The 17,542-nt window shown below is 61.3% G+C and carries 14 protein-coding genes and 1 riboswitch; of the genes, 8 read left to right on the forward strand and 6 right to left on the reverse strand.

Annotation, left to right across the window (positions count from 1 at the left end):
* Positions 1 to 197: 197 nt before the first annotated feature.
* Positions 198 to 551 carry a hypothetical protein gene (locus VFO93_RS03845; protein WP_325132997.1) on the forward strand — a complete coding sequence of 118 codons (354 nt, stop codon included), beginning with the start codon at positions 198 to 200 and terminating at the stop codon, positions 549 to 551.
* 9 nt (positions 552 to 560) lie between these two features.
* Here the strand turns inward: VFO93_RS03845 and VFO93_RS03850 are convergent, their stop codons facing one another.
* From VFO93_RS03850 to VFO93_RS03865, 4 genes are all read right to left on the reverse strand, one after another.
* Positions 561 to 2,339 carry a Na+/H+ antiporter gene (locus tag VFO93_RS03850; protein ID WP_325132998.1) on the reverse strand — a complete coding sequence of 593 codons (1,779 nt, stop codon included), beginning with the start codon at positions 2,337 to 2,339 and terminating at the stop codon, positions 561 to 563.
* Positions 2,340 to 2,505: 166 nt separating this feature from the next.
* Entirely contained in the window at positions 2,506 to 3,537 is a 1,032-nt protein-coding gene (locus VFO93_RS03855; protein ID WP_325132999.1) for a Gfo/Idh/MocA family protein, read from the reverse strand.
* A gap of 166 nt (positions 3,538 to 3,703) precedes the next feature.
* The gene (locus tag VFO93_RS03860; RefSeq protein ID WP_325133000.1) at positions 3,704 to 4,945 is read right to left on the reverse strand and encodes a homoserine dehydrogenase; all 1,242 of its coding nucleotides are present in this window, start codon (positions 4,943 to 4,945) and stop codon (positions 3,704 to 3,706) included.
* Between the two features lie 126 nt (positions 4,946 to 5,071).
* On the reverse strand, positions 5,072 to 6,271 hold the full coding sequence (locus VFO93_RS03865) for a PLP-dependent aspartate aminotransferase family protein (RefSeq protein WP_325133001.1): 1,200 nt from the start codon (positions 6,269 to 6,271) through the stop codon (positions 5,072 to 5,074).
* 146 nt (positions 6,272 to 6,417) lie between these two features.
* Positions 6,418 to 6,538, reverse strand: a riboswitch (SAM riboswitch).
* Positions 6,539 to 6,842: 304 nt separating this feature from the next.
* On the opposite strand from VFO93_RS03865, the gene VFO93_RS03870 reads away from it, so the two are divergent.
* From VFO93_RS03870 to VFO93_RS03890, 5 genes are all read left to right on the forward strand, one after another.
* On the forward strand, positions 6,843 to 7,910 hold the full coding sequence (locus VFO93_RS03870; RefSeq protein WP_325133002.1) for an SDR family oxidoreductase: 1,068 nt from the start codon (positions 6,843 to 6,845) through the stop codon (positions 7,908 to 7,910).
* Between the two features lie 156 nt (positions 7,911 to 8,066).
* Entirely contained in the window at positions 8,067 to 9,077 is a 1,011-nt protein-coding gene (locus VFO93_RS03875) for an EthD domain-containing protein (RefSeq protein ID WP_325133003.1), read from the forward strand.
* Positions 9,078 to 9,472: 395 nt separating this feature from the next.
* Positions 9,473 to 10,060, forward strand: a complete 588-nt coding sequence (locus tag VFO93_RS03880) for a (2Fe-2S)-binding protein (RefSeq protein WP_325133004.1) — start codon at positions 9,473 to 9,475, stop codon at positions 10,058 to 10,060.
* A gap of 20 nt (positions 10,061 to 10,080) precedes the next feature.
* A complete protein-coding gene (locus VFO93_RS03885; protein WP_325133005.1) occupies positions 10,081 to 11,118 on the forward strand; it encodes a xanthine dehydrogenase family protein subunit M in 1,038 nt (345 codons plus the stop codon).
* A gap of 6 nt (positions 11,119 to 11,124) precedes the next feature.
* Positions 11,125 to 13,398 (forward strand): xanthine dehydrogenase family protein molybdopterin-binding subunit, encoded by a 2,274-nt coding sequence (locus tag VFO93_RS03890; protein ID WP_325133007.1) that lies wholly within the window; start codon positions 11,125 to 11,127, stop codon positions 13,396 to 13,398.
* Positions 13,399 to 13,467: 69 nt separating this feature from the next.
* Here VFO93_RS03890 and VFO93_RS03895 read toward each other — a convergent pair whose 3' ends face one another.
* Both VFO93_RS03895 and VFO93_RS03900 read right to left on the reverse strand, forming a co-directional pair.
* The gene (locus tag VFO93_RS03895) at positions 13,468 to 14,376 is read right to left on the reverse strand and encodes an HNH endonuclease signature motif containing protein (protein WP_325133008.1); all 909 of its coding nucleotides are present in this window, start codon (positions 14,374 to 14,376) and stop codon (positions 13,468 to 13,470) included.
* 351 nt (positions 14,377 to 14,727) lie between these two features.
* Positions 14,728 to 15,183 (reverse strand): DUF6934 family protein, encoded by a 456-nt coding sequence (locus VFO93_RS03900; protein ID WP_325133009.1) that lies wholly within the window; start codon positions 15,181 to 15,183, stop codon positions 14,728 to 14,730.
* Between the two features lie 524 nt (positions 15,184 to 15,707).
* Between VFO93_RS03900 and purE the strand changes: the two genes are divergently transcribed.
* Together purE and VFO93_RS03910 are read left to right on the forward strand one after the other, a co-directional pair.
* Complete coding sequence (gene purE, locus VFO93_RS03905; RefSeq protein ID WP_325133010.1) at positions 15,708 to 16,241, forward strand: 5-(carboxyamino)imidazole ribonucleotide mutase; 534 nt, start codon at positions 15,708 to 15,710, stop codon at positions 16,239 to 16,241.
* Entirely contained in the window at positions 16,238 to 17,488 is a 1,251-nt protein-coding gene (locus tag VFO93_RS03910; RefSeq protein WP_325133011.1) for a 5-(carboxyamino)imidazole ribonucleotide synthase, read from the forward strand. Before purE ends, VFO93_RS03910 begins: the two co-directional genes overlap by 4 nt.
* Positions 17,489 to 17,542 lie beyond the last annotated feature (54 nt).

Genomic DNA, 17,542 nt, shown 5'->3' on the forward strand with positions numbered 1-17,542 from the left:
TAGTGGAAATAAACAGCTGGTTTGTTTTTGAGAAGCCAGTTGGCTAAGCCTCCAGCTTAACATAGCAAAACGGCCAGTTGAGTAGGCCATTAGCTGGGCTAGTCGAATAGCTACATCGCTGAGGGAACTGGGCTACCACTTTTGCACCACGCAAAGGTCATGCTGGCCACCCTTCCGCTTTCTACTCGTTATCACACATGAAAAAACACCTTACCCTCCTCTTGCTGCTGAATAGCGTAGCTGGCTCGCAACTGACCGTGGCTGGCCCCGCGCCCGTGCGGCCCCAGGTGCCTCTGGCGGCCATGGGGCCCCTGCGGCCCGGCGCGCGCCCGCTGGTGCGCTACCTCACGGCCACGCTACGCCTCACGCCGGCGCAGGCCGTGGCCGTGCAGCAAGCCTTGCGCACCGAAGTGCCCCGCCCGCTCGTGCCCGAGCAGCTAGCCCAACGCCTGGAGCCGGTGCTGAGCCCCGAGGCGCAGGAGCGCCTGCACGCTCTGCAAACCAACGTGGACAGCTACCGCACGCTGTACTACCTGGCGGCCCGGCACTAGGCGGCTGGGCTACTGCCCGCCGGTGGACTGCCGGGGCTCGGGCCGGTTGTTGGGCCGGCCGCGGGGGCCGGGAAAGCGGCTGGCAGTTTCGTCGGGCTCCAGCAGCTCGGTGGTGTTATCCTCTTCGTCGGCCGGGGTTTCGGCGGGCTGCTGCACGGTGGCGAGCTGGGTATCGAGGGCGATTTCGAAGCGGTCTAATTCCAACTCTACCTGCCGGATGGCTTCTTCGCTGTAGGCATTGCGGCGGTGCAGTTCCACCAGCAGGTGGCGCTGGTACTCCGTGACGCTGAGGCGACTTTGCAGCAGGCGCTCGAACTGGGCGGCGGCCTGCACTTCGGCGGGCTGCGGCGGCAGGCCGGTGGCCTCGTTGGCGGCCAGGGTGCCGCGCAGGCGCCGGGCCTGGCGGCGCAGTACCTCGCGCATGGTCAGCAGGCTGTCGTCGGGCGGCGAGCCGGCGGCGGCCAGGCGCTGGTTGAGGTATTCGAGCGAGCTTTCGACCAACGCCAGGCGCAGCTCCTGCTCCTCGGCGGCGCGCTCGGCCGGCGACTCCTGCACGCCCAGCCGGCGCACCAGCCAGGGCAGCGTGAGGCCCTGCACCACCAGCGTTATCAGGATAACGATGAAGGTGATGAATAGAATGATGTTGCGCTGCGGAAAATCATCGCCATTGCGCAGCGCGTAGGGCAAGGCCAGCGCCGTGGCCAGCGACACCACGCCCCGCATCCCGGCCCACGAAGTAATGAATAGACTGCGCCGCGAGGGCTGTGGACTGCGTCGGCCCAGCCAGCGCCCCAGCCAGTGCCCCAGGTACGACACCGGAAACACCCAGCCCAGCCGGATGGCAATGGCCACCACGCTCACCAGCAGCCCGTAGCCCACCGCCGGCCAAAACTGCCACGAGTCTTTGCCACCCAGCCCGCTCAGGATGCCGCGCAGCTGCAAGCCAATGAGGATGAACACGAAGCCATTGAGCAGAAAGCCTACCACGTTCCAGAAGCTGTGCTTGAGCAGGCGCGTCTGGTTGTCGTAGATGTCGTGCGAGCGGCGGCTCATCATCAACCCCATAAACACCACCGCCAGCACCCCCGACACGTGCAGGTGCTCGGCCGCCAGGTAGATGCCGAAGGGCAGCAGCACCGTGAGGGCCGTAATGAGCGTGGCATCGGTGAGAAAATTTTGCAGGCGCACCATCACCCAGCCCACCGCCAGCCCGATGGCCGCTCCGCCCAGCCCCACCAGCAAAAAGTGCCAGCTGGCATCGAAGAGGCTAAATGCGCCGCTCACCACCGCCGCCACGGCGTAGCGGTAGGCAATGAGCGCCGAGGCGTCGTTGATGAGGCTTTCGCCTTCCAGGATGCTCGTGATGCGGCGCGGCAGCCCCAGCCCCTTCGTGACGCTGGTGGCGGCCACCGCGTCGGGCGGGCTCACGATGGCCCCCAGCACAAAGCCCAGCCCCCAGCTAAAACCCGGAATAAACCAGTGCGCCACGGTGGCAATGACGGTAGTGGTCATCAAAACTAACCCAATGGCCAGCAGCGAGATGGGCCGCCGATTAGCCACAAACTCGTGCCACGAGGTATTGTAGCTGGCCTCGTAGAGCAGCGGCGGCAGAAAGATGAAAAAAACCAGGTCGGGATTGATGGTGACTTCGGGCAGGCCCGGCACCAGGGCCAGCCCCGCCCCTACCAGCACCAGCAGCAGCGGGTAGGGCACCTTGAGGCGCGGGGCCACGGCCGAGAGCCCCACCAGCAAGGCCAGGAGTAGAATGATAACGGACAAATTCTCCATAAAGGAGGTAGTACGCAGGCAGGGCCGCTTGGGCTGACGTTGCACAGGGCTGCTGAGCGTAGAAACGCAATATTTTGCGTCTGGCGTTGTTGAGCGACACCCCCTGACGCCAGACGCAAAATATTGCGTCTCTACCCCAACCGCAGCACCAAGCCGGAGCTTAGCATCACGAAGCCAGCACCTCCAGCTGCCCCACCAGTTCCGCCTCCGTTACCGGGTAGGGCCGCCCGTGCCGGATGGCCTGGTACACCGCCTCAAACAAGCCCGCGTAGCTGCCCGGCACGGCCGGCACCGGCGTGGCGGTGAGCGAGCCATCGGGCGCGGCCAGCGTGAGGCAGCCTTCCTGGCCGGGCTGCTCGCGGCCGTAGGCGGGGTCGGCGGGCTTCAGGCCGGCTACTAGTTGGGCTTCCTGCGGGTCGGTGCGGTCTTTGCGAAAGCTGCCCTGGGTGCCGTGCAGCACGAAGGCCGGGCCGGGGTCGGCCACCAGCAGACTGCTGCTGAGGTACACGTGCAGGCCCTCGGGGTAGTGCAGGTGCAGATGGAAATAATCGGCCACCCGCGAGTTTTCGCGATAGCTACCCTGGGCCTTTTCCACCTTTAAAGGCTGCCCAAACAAGCTGATAGCCTGGTCCACCAAATGCGGCCCCAGGTCTAACACCAGCCCCGAGCCGGGCGAGTCGGCGTCTTCCTTGAATTTCTTGGGGTTGAGCTGCGGCTTGAAGCGGTCAAAGCGAAAATGCACTTCGATGAGGCGGCCCAGCTGCCCGCTTTCCACTACCTGCCGCACGCTGCCAAAGTCGGTATCCCAGCGGCGGTTCTGGTAGGCAAGCAGCTGGCGGTTTTGCTGCCGGGCCAGGTTAAACAGGGCCCGTACCTCGGCAGCGGTGGTCGCCACGGGCTTTTCGAGTAGCACGTGCTTGCCGACCAGCAGCGCTTGGCTCGCCAGCTCCACGTGGGTGGCGCTGGGCGTGTTCACTACCACTAGTTCTAGCTCGGGGTCGGCGAGGAGTTCGGCCACGCTGCCGTAGCTTTTGATGTGTGGGTAGTCGGCCTGCATGCGCTGCTCGTGGCGCTGCACTACGGCCCGCAAGTCGAAGCCGGGGTGCTGGGTCAGAAACGGCGCGTGGAAGATTTTGCCCGACATGCCATAAGCCAGCAGGCCGGTTTTGATGGGAGTGGAATTGGCGGAAAGCGTCATATAGCGCAAAGGTTGAGCGGGCGAATGTAGAGACGCATCCTTGCGTCTCGTCGTTGTTCAGCCAATACATTAGCCAAACAATGCGAGCCGCAAGGATGCGCCTTTTTCTTTCCAGCTCACTAGCTGAATGACGCGAGACGCAAGTATGCGTCTCTACATCAAATTTCTACGCCACCTCAGCCAACTCGGGCACGGCCACGGCCGCCCGCAGCGGCGCGGGCAGCCGCACCACGCATACGCCCGGCGCGCGCAGCCAGTCGGCTTGCGCCAGCTGCCCCAGCCCGATGGTGCCGGTGAGATAGCTGCCACGCTGCGCCGAGCGAAACTGCTCGTGCACCACCGTAAAATCAGCCAGGTCGGGCGCGCTGGCTTCGTCGTCAAAGGTTACGAGCACGTCTACCTCGGCGGCTTCGGGGGCCAGTGTCAGGTGGGCATTTTGCTGAATCTTCTTGTACTCGTAGCGATAGCCGTAGGTGAGCGCCGACAAATCGGAGAGCACCGCCGAGGCCGTGGGGAAGGCCCCTGCCCCGCGCCCCAGGAAGAACTGCCGGTCGGCAAAGCCACTCTGCGTCACGAGCCCGTTGAACTCGTCGTGCACGTTGCTCAGCTCGTGGCCGGGCGCCACCAGCGTGGGCACTACCGCCGCTGCAATGCCGCCCTCGGGCAGCCGCCGCGCCTCCGCTACCAGTTTGATGCTCAGGCCCTGCTCGCGGGCGTAGGCCGCCGCCAGCGGGCTGATGCCCGTGATGCCCACGGCCAGCAGCTCCTCGGGCCCGGCCACCAGCCCGAAGGCGTGGGCGAGCAGCAGCACCAGCTTGTTGCGGGCGTCGAGGCCCTCCACGTCGAGTGCGGGGTTGCTTTCGGCAAAGCCCAGCTGCTGCGCCTTGGCCAGGGCCGCGGCGTAGGGCTGCCCGTCGCGGTTCATGGCCGTGAGGATGTAGTTGGTCGAGCCGTTGATGATGCCTTCCACCGAAGCCAACAGGTCGGTGTCGTAGTATTCTTCCAGATTGCGAATGACGGGCAGGCTGGCGCAGGCGGCGGCTTCGTAGAGCAGCGGCGTGCCCGTGGCGCGTTGCAGCACTATGAGTTCGGGCAGGTGCTCGGCCAGCATTTTCTTATTGGCTGTCACGACCGCCTTGCCTTTCTGCAACGCTGCTTTGACGATGAGATACGCCTCGTCGGCGTCGTCAATCAGCTCCACGATTACGTCGAGGCCGGGGTCGTCGAGCAGTTCTTGCTTGTCGAAGGTGAACAGCTCGGCGGGCAGCGGGCGGGCTTTGCGGCGGTCTTTCACCGCGATGCGGCCGATGCGGGCGCGCAGGCCGGGCGTGCGCTCCAGCACGGCGTGCAGCCCCTGGCCCACCACGCCGAAGCCGAAGAGGCCGATGGTGATATTAGTACGGGTCATGATATTCGGAATGTACCGTAAGCTTTAGCTTGCGAGCGAGCGCCGCGAGCAACCGCGTTGGCAGGCGTTCGCCCACGCCACTGCTCGCTGCGCTCGCTCGCAAGCTAAAGCTTACGGTACAGCATATTAAGCTACTACCAACTTCCCTTCCGTCGTCACCACGTGCGCCTCCTTGAGCGCGGCCAGCGCGTCGAGTGCCTGCGCCAGGTCGGCAATCAAATCCTCCGCGTCTTCCAGCCCGATGCTCAGGCGCACCAGCCCATCGGCCACGCCCGACGCCTGCCGGATGGGGGCCGGAATCGACTTGTGGGTCATGGTAGCCGGATGGCAGAGCAGGCTCTTGGCCCCGCCCAGGCTTTCGGCCAGCTTGAAGTACTTGGTCGACGTCACCAGCTTGGTAGCGGCCTCGATAGTGTCTTCCGTCAGGGCCAGGGCCACGATGCCGCCGAAGCCGCCCGCCTGCTGCTTCTTGGCTACCTCGTGGTTGGGGTGGCTTTCAAGGCCAGGGTAGTACACGCGGGCCACTTCGGGGCGCGTTTCCAGAAACTTCGCCACCGCCAGGGCCGAGGTGCTGGTGCGCTCGATGCGCAGCGGCAGCGTCTCGATGCCGCGGATGGTGAGGAAACAATCGAACGGCCCGAGGATGCCGCCGGAGGCATTCTGAATGAATTTCAGCTCCTTAGCCAGCTCCTCCGTCTTGGCTACGGCGATGCCGGCGATGAGGTCGGAGTGGCCGCCCAGGTACTTGGTGCCGCTGTGCACCACCAAGTCGGCTCCCAGCTCGATGGGCCGTTGCAAGATGGGCGAGGCAAACGTGTTATCGACGCAGAGCAAACAGTTGTGCGCCTTGGCGATAGCCGAAATAGCGGCGATGTCCGACACCTTCAGCGTGGGGTTGGAAGGCGATTCCAACCAGATGAGCTTGGTTTTGTCGGTGATGGTATTGGCGACGTTTTCGGCATTGGTCGTGTCGCAGTACACGATGTCGATGCCCAGGCGGCGGTACACGTGCTCGAACAAGCGGAAGGCCCCGCCGTAAATATCATCGATAGCAACTATCTGGTCACCAGCCGAAAGCAGCTTCACTACGGCATCGATGGCGGCCAGGCCGCTGGCGAAAGCGTAGCCCGAGTGGCCGCCTTCCAGGGTGGCTACCAGGTTTTCGAGGGCCAGGCGGGTAGGGTTGCCGGTGCGGGCGTAGTCGAAGCCTTTGTTGACGCCAGGGGCTTCCTGCACGTAGGTCGACGTTTGGTAGATGGGTACGGCGATGGCGCCGGTTTGCTCGTCGACAGGGATGGCGTGGAGGAGGCGGGTTGCAACAGACATGGCAAGAGAAGTTTAGTGTTTGATTGGAACAATAAACCCCTATTTCCCAAGCACCTAGTCAAGAATCTCTTACCGGAAGGGCGTAAAAAAAGCCCTCCCGACAAGTCAGAAGAGCATACGCCGTGGCCACGGCAAGGCATCTTGTAGACTTATCTTCTTCCAAAACCAGGCCGTAGCCAGCGTCTCAGAACAGGAATTAGCACCTTCGCATTGCTGCTGGTTGCTAAGGCATCGCAGGGCCTGTCCCTCCGCCTTTCTTGATAAGTGCCCCGGTAAAGGAGCATGCCACAAAGGTAGAAGCGGATTTTTGGAATTTGCAAGCGTTGGCTTGTAAAAAATAATTTTTGCTTGTTTGAGTGAGCTGCTACTTAGCAACCAACTTTCAAAATAAAAGGGTTTTACGCCTTACATATGTTTCGTTTGGCGAACGGTGGGCGGGGCGGCGGGCGGGCGCGGCAACCGCATTTTTTGGGCGCGGCGCGGGCCATTTGGTGGGGCTGGGTGGTTTACTACCCGAGCCGGCAGCGGGCAGCTTGCTACCTGCGCCAGCCGTTACCTTATTTTTTTTGAGATGAATAAAATTGCGTTAATCGTGGGTGCCAGCGGCATCGTAGGCAGCAACCTGGCCCGCGAGCTACTAGCCCAGCACTGGACGGTATACGGCCTGGCCCGCCGCCCCCAAACCGACCTGCCCGGCCTGCTCCCCGTGGCCGCCGACCTGCTCGACCCGGCCGCCCTAGCCACCGCCCTGGCCGACGTAGCCCCCACCCACGTGTTCCTCACCAGTTGGATGCGGCAAGACACGGAGGCCGAGAACATCCGCGTGAACGGCGCGATGGTGCGCAACCTGCTGGCGGCCCTGGCCCCCAAGCACTCGGTGCAGCACGTGGCCCTCGTCACAGGCCTCAAGCACTACCTGGGGCCGTTCGACTCGTATGCCCGCGCCGGGGCGCTGCCCCCTACCCCCGTGCGCGAGGAAATGCCCCGCCTCGAAGCCCCCAATTTTTACTACGCGCAAGAGGATGAGGTATTTGCAGCAGCCGCCCGCGATGGCTTTAGCTGGAGCGTGCACCGCCCGCACACCATTATCGGGCAGGCCGTGGGCAACCTCATGAACATGGGCACCACGCTGGCCGTGTACGCCAGCCTGTGCAAGGCGCAGGGCCGGCCCTTCCGCTGGCCCGGCTCGCAGGCGCAGTGGCAGGGTCTCTCCGACGTCACTGATGCCCGCGTGCTGGCCAAGCAGCTGGCCTGGGCTGCCACCACCGAAGCCGCTAAAAACAAGGCCTTCAACATCACCAACGGCGACTACTTCCGCTGGAGTTGGCTGTGGCCGCGCCTGGCCGCGTGGTTTGGGGTAGAGGCCGTGGGCTTTGAGGGCACCGTGCAGCCGCTGGAAGCGCAAATGGCCGGCGACGCCGACGCCTGGCGCTCGCTGGCCGCCCAGCACCAGCTCCTTGAGCCCGACCTGAGCCGCCTGGCCTCGCCCTGGCACACCGACCTTGACCTGGGCCGCCCCATCGAGGTAATGACCGATATGTCACGCAGCCGCGAGTTGGGCTTCACCGTGTATCAGCGCAGCGAGGAGTCATTTTTTGACCTCTTTGCACAACTGCGGGCCGAGCGATTGATTCCGTAAGGCTTTGCTTGCCTAGCTATTCGTCATGCTGAGCTTGCCGAAGTATCTCTACTGCCCCGTTGGAGGAAGCGGTAGAGATACTTCGGCAAGCTCAGCATGACAGCTGGTTGCTTTAACACGACGTTCGGCTTTTACTTTTTCTCACTTCCTTTTCCCATGCCTGAAACCGATTTTGACCCCAGGGCCGACAACCGCCAGCGCCCACCGGGGCGCGATACCTACCACACTACTACCGCGCCGCTCATCGTCACGCCCACCTTCCTGACGCGGGCCGACAACACGCCCCGCACCGAGCGGCTCATCGATGAGGGCTCAAACAAAGGCCGCCATGGGCAGGGCCTGGAAAACCCGGATACCGAGCCCGCTGAAATTGCGTTGGAAGGCAACCCCAACCTGGCTTTCGAGCGCTGGGACGAGTATTGGCGCAAGGTGCACGGCCCGAAGTTTGCCTACGAGGAGCCTGGCACCGACAACGAGCCGGTGCTGCGCTACGACCAGGTGCACCGCATTGCGGGCGGGCCGTCGTCGTTTTTCCACCCGCCCTACCTGGCCATGACCACGCCTGATGGCAAGCTCGTGGCCAACCCCCACGCCCGCGTGCCAGCCTACCAGCGCCCGCGCTTCGACGGCTTTGCTTACATCGCCTACGCGGCTGAGGCCGACATCCAGCGGGTGCTGAAGCAGCCGCAGTACGCCGAGCGCATTATTGCCGACGAGCAAACGGCCTTTCGGCTGGTGACGCGCGAGATTACCCGCGAGTACATTCTGCTGCCCAGCCCTCGCCACCGCGACCCCATTAGCCTGGTGCGGCTGCACTACCGCCGGCCCGAGCTGAGCCGCGAGGCTTTTCAGGAGCGGCTGTTGCGGCAGCACGCGCCACTGGTGCTGGCCCAGCCTGCCACCCACCAGTACGTGCGCCGCTACGCCCAGCTGCACAACATCGGCTCGAGCCAACAGCCTGACCCGGAGGGCGAGCTGATTGACGCGATTTCGGTGCTAGCCTTTGCATCTATCAACGATGTAGAGGACTTCCTGGTCACCGACGATTACCGCACCCTGGCGGCTGATGAAGCCACCTTCACCGATGCCGCCCACTCGGAGTACTGGACGGGCTTAAACTACAGCGTTATCAATCATTTATTGCCCGAATTGGCCACGCGCTACTAACGCCCTTTTGCGCCCAACGAGCCCCAGGACAGTTGCTCGCTTGCTCTCAATCAATTGGCTTAGCGCCTTGGTAGTCGAGAGCAAGCGAGCAACTATCCTGGGGCTTTTTCGTGCATGCAACTGACTGCTTCACGCCGTAATATCCGCAGATATACAACGCTTTAGCGCTACGGTTTTACAGGTCCATTTTATAAAAGATTCATACGCGCCAATTAGCACCGGAATTCTCAAGGCACTTGACAGTCAAGCTACCCCACAGCTTAACAGTCCAAGTAACAAGCTTATTTAGATTGTTTTAAAACATCAAAGCCCCGCGCTAAGCCGTAGCGTAGAGGAACTGCCCAGCCAGCTGCCATAGGCAGCTATTTGCTTTACCCCTTCTACCCTATCGCTCCATGAGTCTCCAATTTATCCAAGAGCCGCTCGACAAAACCGCGCCGCACGTAGTGCCCGCCCAGGCCGTGACGCTCAACGTGAACGGCCAGGACCGCACCATCCAGATTGCGCCCTGGACCAGCCTGCTCGATGCCCTGCGCGAGTACATGGACCTGACTGGCACCAAAAAAGGCTGCGACCACGGCCAGTGCGGTGCCTGCACTGTACTAGTTGATGGCAAGCGCATTAACTCCTGCCTAGCACTGGCCACGGTGTACCAGGGCAAGAAAATCGAAACCATCGAAGGCCTGGGCACCGAGGACAACCTCTCGCCGTTGCAACAAGCCTTCGTAGACCACGACGCCTTTCAGTGCGGCTACTGCACGCCGGGCCAGATTTGCTCGGCGCAAGGCCTCATCAATGAGGGGCGCTGCAAGACCGTGGACGAGGTGCGCGAGCACATGAGCGGCAACCTCTGCCGCTGCGGCGCCTACACCAACATCCTGTCGGCCGTGATGGAAGTGCTGCACAACGGCGAGGCCGTGGTCGATAACGGCGTGCTCATCACCGTGCCGGTAGCATCTACCAAAGCCAGCTCGGTCGAATAACCCCTTAGCCTTAGCTCCTTATGAATAGTTTCACCCTTACCCAAGCCACAGCCGCCGACGAGGCCGTGCGCGACCTAACTAGCCACGACGGCGCGGCCTATCTAGGCGGCGGCACTAACCTCGTGGACTTGATGAAGTATAACCTTGAGCGGCCGACCCACCTTACCAGCCTGGGTTTGCTGCCGCTCACCGACATCAGCAGCCTGCCCGATGGCGGCTTGCGCCTAGGAGCGCTGGCTACCAACGCCGACACGGCCTGGCACCCCGAGGTAGAAAAGCGCTACCCGCTGCTGAGCCAAACCATTTTGGCTGGGGCTACGCCGCAGCTGCGCAATGTAGCCACCAACGGCGGCAACCTCAACCAGCGCACCCGCTGCTACTATTTCTACGACCTGGCCACGCCCTGCAACAAGCGCGAGCCCGGCACCGGCTGCTCGGCCCTCACTGGCCCCAACCGCGTGTGCGGCGTACTGGGCACCAGCGAAAGCTGCATCGCCACCCAGCCCAGCGACATGTGCGTGGCGCTGGCGGCCTTAGAGGCTGTGGTGCGCGTGCAAGGCCCCGATGGCGAGCGCAGCATCAAGTTTGACGACTACCACCGCCTGCCCGGCGACCACCCCGAGAAGGACAACACCCTTAAACCGGGCGAACTGGTCGTGTCTATCGACCTGCCCGAGGAAGGCTACGCCGACCACTTCACCTACCTCAAGCTGCGCGACCGTAGCAGCTACGCGTTTGCGCTGGTGAGCGTGGCCGTGGGGCTGAAGATGAACGGAACTACCATCGAGAAGGCCCGCTTTGCCCTTGGTGGCGTGGCCCATAAGCCTTGGCGTGACCAGGAGGCCGAGAAGATGCTGGAAGGCCAGACGGCCTCGCCCGACTTGTTCCGCCAGGTGGCCGCCAAGGTATTTGCCGAGGCCAAGGGCTACGGCGAAGGCTCGCTGCACAACTCGTTCAAGATTGAGCTGGGCAAGCGCGCCATTGTGCGGGCGCTCAAGCAGGCCACCGAAATGAGCCAAGTAGTGAACCCGAACGTGTTTTTGAATTCTAATCCGTAAGCTAGTATGAGCCAGACTATTGCCACCCCGCCTACCGTGCGCCTCGACAGCGACGTGATTGGCAAACCCATTAATCGCACCGATGGCCCGGCCAAAGTAAGCGGCGCGGCCAAGTACGCTGCCGAGTTCGGCGTGACCGGCCCGCTGTGGTACGGCTACATCGTGAACAGCCCCGTGGCCAAGGGCAAGATTACCAAAATCCACGCCGACGAGGTGCTGGCCATTCCGGGCGTGCACAAGGTATTCTCGCACGAGAATGTGCCCTCTTTTGCCTGGTTCGACCGCGCTTATAAGGACGATGTGGCCCCCGGCGGCTCGCCCTTCCGCCCGCTGCACGAGCCCGAAATCATGTTCAACCAGCAGCCGGTGGCGCTGGTCGTGGCCGATACGTTTGAGCTGGCCCGCTACGCCGCTTCGGTGCTGCGCATCGAGTACGATGTAGAAAAGCACAACACAGACCTAGATTCGGTTATCGGCGAAGCTTTCGATGCGCCCAAGGGCAAAACGGGTTTCCTACCCCCGCCCAAGCCCAAGGGCGACATGAACAAGGCGTTTGCCGAGGCCCCGCACAAGGTGGCCGGCGAGTACATCCACCGCGCGCAGCACCACAACCCGATGGAGATGTTCGCGACTACCGTGGACTGGCTGGGCGACGGCAAGAAGATGAAAATCTACGATAAGACGCAGGGCGCGCCCAACGTGCAGCAGTACATCGCCAAGATTTTCGGGCTGAGCACCGACGAGGCACGGGTTATCTCGAAGTTCACGGGTGGCGGCTTTGGCTCGGGCTTGCGTCCGCAGTACCAAGTGTTTCTGGCCGTAATGGCGGCCCTGGAGTTGGAGCACTCGGTACGGGTCGTGATGACGCGCACGCAGATGTTCAGCTTTGGCCACCGGCCCCACACGCTGCAAAAGCTGCGTATTGCTTCTGATGAGCAGGGTCACATTCAGGCCCTGGAACATAAGGCGTTGGCTGAGACCTCGCAGTTTGAGAACGCCACCGAAACGGTGGTAAACTGGACGGGCATTCTCTACAACTCGCCCAATACCAACTTCGACTACCAGCTGTCGAAAATCGACGTGTTTACGCCGCTCGATATGCGGGCGCCCGGCGCGGCCACTGGCAACTTCGCCAGCGAAAGCGCCATTGATGAGCTATCGTACAAGGCCGGCAAAGACCCGCTCGAGTTCCGCCTGCTCAACTACACCTACACCGACCCCACCGAAAACAAACCCTTCACCAGCAAGCGCCTCGACGACTGCTACCACGAAGGTGCCGCCCGCTTCGGCTGGGACCAGCGCAACCCCGCGCCCCGCTCGATGCGCGACGAAAACGGCCTGCTCGTGGGCTGGGGCGTGGCCGCTGGCTGCTGGGACGCTTCCATGCAGAAAGCCGCCGCCAAGGCCGTGCTCACGGCCAACGGTCACCTCACCGTGAGCAGCGCCACCAATGACCAAGGCGCTGGCACCTACGTCATTATGACCCAGATGGCCGCCCAGACCCTCGGGCTGCCCATGGCGCAAGTCACCTTCAGCCTCGGCGATACCAACATGCCCGCCGCCCCCGTGCAAGGCGGCTCCTGGACCGCCAACTCGGTGGGTGCGGCCGTGAAAAACGCCTGCCAGGAAGTGGGCAAAAAGCTGCTCAAGCTGGCCCAGAAAATGGACGACTCGCCCCTGGCCGGCGTCGATTTCGAGGACGTGCAGTTCGTGGACGGCCACCTGCGCGCCAACGAGGACATCACCCGCTCGGTGGCCATTGCCGACGTGCTGGCCGCCAGTGGCGAGGCCAAAATTGAGGCGGAGGGCAAGGCTGGCCCCAACCCCATCAACATGTTGAAGTACTCGATGCACTCGCACAACGCGGCGTTTGTGGAAGTGAAGGTGGACGAGGACCTGGGCACCATCCACGTGACACGCGTGGTGAATGCCGTGGCCGCCGGCCGCATTATGAACCCCAAAACGGCCCGCAGCCAGGTGCTGGGCGGCACGGTGTGGGGCCTCAGCATGGCCCTGATGGAGGAAACCTACCTCAACAACGACCTCGGCCGCTACGTGAACCACAACTACGCCGAGTACCACATCCCGACGAACGCCGACATCCACAAAATCGACGTGATTTTCGTGGAGGAGGAAGACGATATCGCCAGCCCCATCGGCGTCAAAGGCGTCGGGGAAATCGGGATGCTGGGCGTAGCCGCCGCCATCGCCAACGCCGTGTACCACGCCACCGGCAAGCGCGTCCGCGAATTACCGCTGACGATTGATAAGCTGCTGTAAGATTGAGTTAGGTTTAATAGAAAGAAGCGCCCCGTAGCTGATTGGCTGCGGGGCGCTTTTCTATTCAACTTAATCCAAAAATTTATTACTCTTACTTATATTACACTCATTACAAAGCGTCTGCAAGTTACTGAGTTCCGTCAGGCCCCCAAGTGAAAACGGCACTTTGTGGTCAATGTGTAACTTAATTCCATCATTGGCAGTTCGTCCACAAGCAACACATTTGAAGGAATCTCTTTTTAAAACCTTGTAGCGCATTCCTAACGGAATCACTCTTTTTACTTTATTATCAACAAGCTTCGCAGGCAAGTCTAGTTCTTCATCTTTTCCGGTAAAGATGTAATCTAACTTATTATAAGTAGGCAATATCTCAAGTTGACAACCTTTATTACCCTGAAAATGGCCTTTCAGAATAGAAACAACGATAAAATCATTCAGAAATGAGTCAGCAGAAGTATTAATTAATCTTCCCTTCAAAGGGTCAAATACCCCTAATAGCAAATCTCCGCTTTCGGTTACATCCAAACCAAGTTTTTTAAGAAGGTCGCAGAAAACTACTTGCTTCTGCCTTCTATGAGCTTGTGCGAGGTTTGTACTTCCCTTATACTGCTCTACAAACTTTATCTTTTGCGTCAGATAAATAACATTATCGCCTTCTTTCTCAGTAGTCAAGTTCACAGAAAATGCCATTCCTTGCTTATTGCCAATTCTAGTGTAGCAAAATAGTCTGTGATGACCAGCTATATTCTCATACAATTGCAACGAAACTTGCAGCTCTCCGTCTTGGATATCAAAGGTGTATTCATGCTGATTATTCAGCATATCCAGTCCCGCCTGGTTATACTGAATACTATCAGAAACTCCTCTTTTACATGGCAGAGAAAACTTGCCAATGCTTATGCTACCATGTAAATTAGCTTTGCTTAAAACACTTGCAAACTGCAAAGCATCTTGGTCGTCTTGACTTGCCTTTAACATTTCAATAATATCAACTATACAAAGTCACAAAATTCACTTCTGCGGCTCTGAAAATTTCGGCGGCCCGGCTTTTCTAAGTAACCCATTGGCTTTGGCCAGCTTTTCAGGGAAAAGTATGACGTCGCTGTACTTATCAAGGTCATGATTAATCCGCACGGCGGACGCCTTCACGGGTGGCACTGATTTATTCCACTAGTAGTTTGAAGTCAGGTAAGCCAACCGTTTTCAGAATATAGTTTACCCGGTCTACCTTATCCTGAAACAATGGCTGATTAGCATATTGTTCGTCCAAACCTGGCTTAATAGTAAAGCCTTCGGGCAATTTCTTTTTTACTGACTCCTTCTTCGATTTCATGGCTGTAAAGATAAAGATTTGCGACGCACTAAAAATGCGCCGTAGGTGACGCCGCGCTGAAAAGGCTGCCACTCTCCTGCTGTTAAACCGAGCACAATAAAATCGCGTTCGATTGCTTCCAGGTTGTTGGCGATGCCCATGCGATAGAGGCGGGTTCGGGCTTCCGTGCTGCCCGTTGCTACTATCAAAGCGGCAGGATATTCATCCGTAAAAACGTACAACGTAGCCGCCACGGTTGCCAGAACTTTTTGGCTGTCGCCATTATTTGTGACGCTCGTATCGCTCAGGTAGTTCGTTAGCTCATCTTTATCGCCAAAGCCCATGTTGTAGAGGCCTTTCAGATGTGATTCTGTGTAGCGGACAATTTTCGTTACCTTCCCCTTCGGCCCTTCACTCACAAATTCAAACGTAGTAGCACCTGCGGAGGCGTTTGCTGTGTAACGGTCAGTCATTAATTGGTCTATTGATGCGAGTCTACTTTAGCGTCATGGCGTTTGTGGTTAGGGCCTAGCCAGCCTTTTTGCGCGCAGGGCGTGGAGCATTTCGGCCATTTGCTGGGCTTCCGCATCAAGCCGCTGCTTTTCGGCGGCGGGCTAAGTGGCGGGCGCAGTATCCCGCTTCATCTCCTCAAAGCTGCTGTATCTGGTGAGTTTGTTCATCGCCGAGTTGCGGTGCGCTACAAGTAGCTACGCTGATTTTACTACGCCTAAGATACCGCTTGTAGCTTATATAGTTACCGGGTAACCGCTGTAGGCTTCCGGGTAAAATCTTCTGGCTGCACCGCTACCACGTAGGCTGCACCAGTAAATTTGTGGCCGTGGTAACGGGCTTCCCAGCGATGGCCCGTTGCCCTGGCGGGATGATGCGCAGCCCGGTAGCTGGCTGCCCGGCGGCGGGGGCTAGCCCGCGCTGACGTCCGCAATCCCGCTTTTTTAGACCACCCAGGGCTACCCTGCCCCTTACGATAAGGCTCACTATGAGTACCCTTGCTACCCCCGACGCCCCCAGCCCCAGCGCTACCCCCGGCCAGCCAGTGATTGGCGTGGTCATGGGCTCCAGCAGCGACTGGGACACCATGCAGCACGCCGTGCAGATTCTCACGCAGTTTGGCGTGGCCCACGAAGCGCGCGTGGTATCGGCCCACCGCATGCCCGACGACTTGTTTGCCTACGCCGAGCAGGCCGGCCCGCGGGGCTTGCAGGCCATCATTGCTGGGGCGGGCGGGGCCGCCCACCTGCCGGGCATGCTGGCCGCCAAAACCACGGTGCCCGTGCTGGGCGTGCCAGTGGCCAGCCGCCACTTGCAGGGCGTCGATTCGCTGCACAGCATCGTGCAGATGCCCAAGGGGATACCGGTGGCCACGTTTGCCATCGGCACGGCCGGGGCGGCCAATGCCGCGCTGTTTGCGGTGAGTTTGCTAGCCCTGCACAACCCCGAGCTGGCGAGCAAGCTCCAGGCGTTTCGCGCCGACCAAACCGAGGCCGCCCGCGCCATGACCTTGCCCGTATGAGCGCTGCTACGCACGAGACAGCCCTGACCCCGATTTTTCCGGGCAGTGTAGATGCCGCCGGCCAGCGGGCCACGCTGGGCGTAGTGGGCGGCGGCCAGCTGGGCCGCATGTTTGTGCACGCCGCCCAGCGGCTGGGCTACTTCACCGCCGTGCTGGAGCCCGACGCGCAAAGCCCCGCCGGGCTAGTGAGCCACCACCACATCCAGGCCGCCTACGACGACCTGGCCGGGCTGGCCGAGCTAGCCCAGCTGTGCCAGGCCATCACCACCGAGTTTGAGAACGTGCCCGCCCAGGCCCTGCACGCGCTGGCCCAAACCCGCCCCGTGGCCCCCAGCGCGGCCGTGGTGGGCATTGCCCAAAACCGCATCGAGGAGAAAGCCCACTTCGCGGCCTGCGCCGACGTGTCGGGCGTGACCTGCGCGCCCTACGCGGTGCTCGAAACGGAAGCCCAGCTCCAGGCCGTGCTGGCCGACCGGGCCGATTTGCTGCCCGGCATCCTCAAAACGGCGCGCATGGGCTACGACGGCAAGGGCCAAATCCGCGTGAAGACCACCGCCGAGCTGGCCGCTGCCTGGGCCGAGCTGGGCGGCGTGGCCTGCGTGCTGGAAAAGATGCTGCCACTCACCGCCGAGTGCTCGGTGCTGGTGGCCCGCGGCTGGGATGGGCAGGTCGTGAGCTTCGCCCCGCAACGCAACGTGCACGAGGCGGGTATTCTGGCCGTGACCTCGGCCTACGAAGGCGCGGTGCCCCCGGCCCTGGCCGAGCGGGCCCGCGAAGCGGCCATCGCCATTGCGCAGCACATCAACTACGTCGGGGTGCTGTGCGTCGAGTTTTTTGTGGTGGAGGATGGCAGCGCACACGGCGGCCTGGTAGTCAATGAGATGGCCCCGCGCCCGCACAACAGCGGCCACTACACGATAGACGCCTGCGACGCCTCGCAGTTCGACTTGCAGGTGCACGCGATGGCGGGTTTGCCCCTGCCGCAGCCGCGCCAGCATTCGCCGGCCATCATGCTCAATCTGCTGGGCGACGTGTGGTTCGGCCCCGACGGCCAGCAGCGCGAGCCGGACTGGTACGCCGTGCTGAGTTTGCCCGGCACGCACCTGCACCTGTATGGCAAATCGGACGCGCGCCCCGGCCGCAAGATGGGCCACCTGACCATCACCGGCGCGGATGTGGCCGGGGTCAAAGCCGTGGCGCGCCGCGCCGCCGAGCTGCTCGGTTTGCCGGGGCTGGATGCCATTTAGAGTGGTTTCGGGCGGGGCGGGCTGCCGGCTTTTCGCCGGCTGTCCGCTCGTCGT

This window comes from Hymenobacter sp. (assembly GCF_035709525.1).
In the GTDB taxonomy this organism is placed as follows: domain Bacteria; phylum Bacteroidota; class Bacteroidia; order Cytophagales; family Hymenobacteraceae; genus Hymenobacter.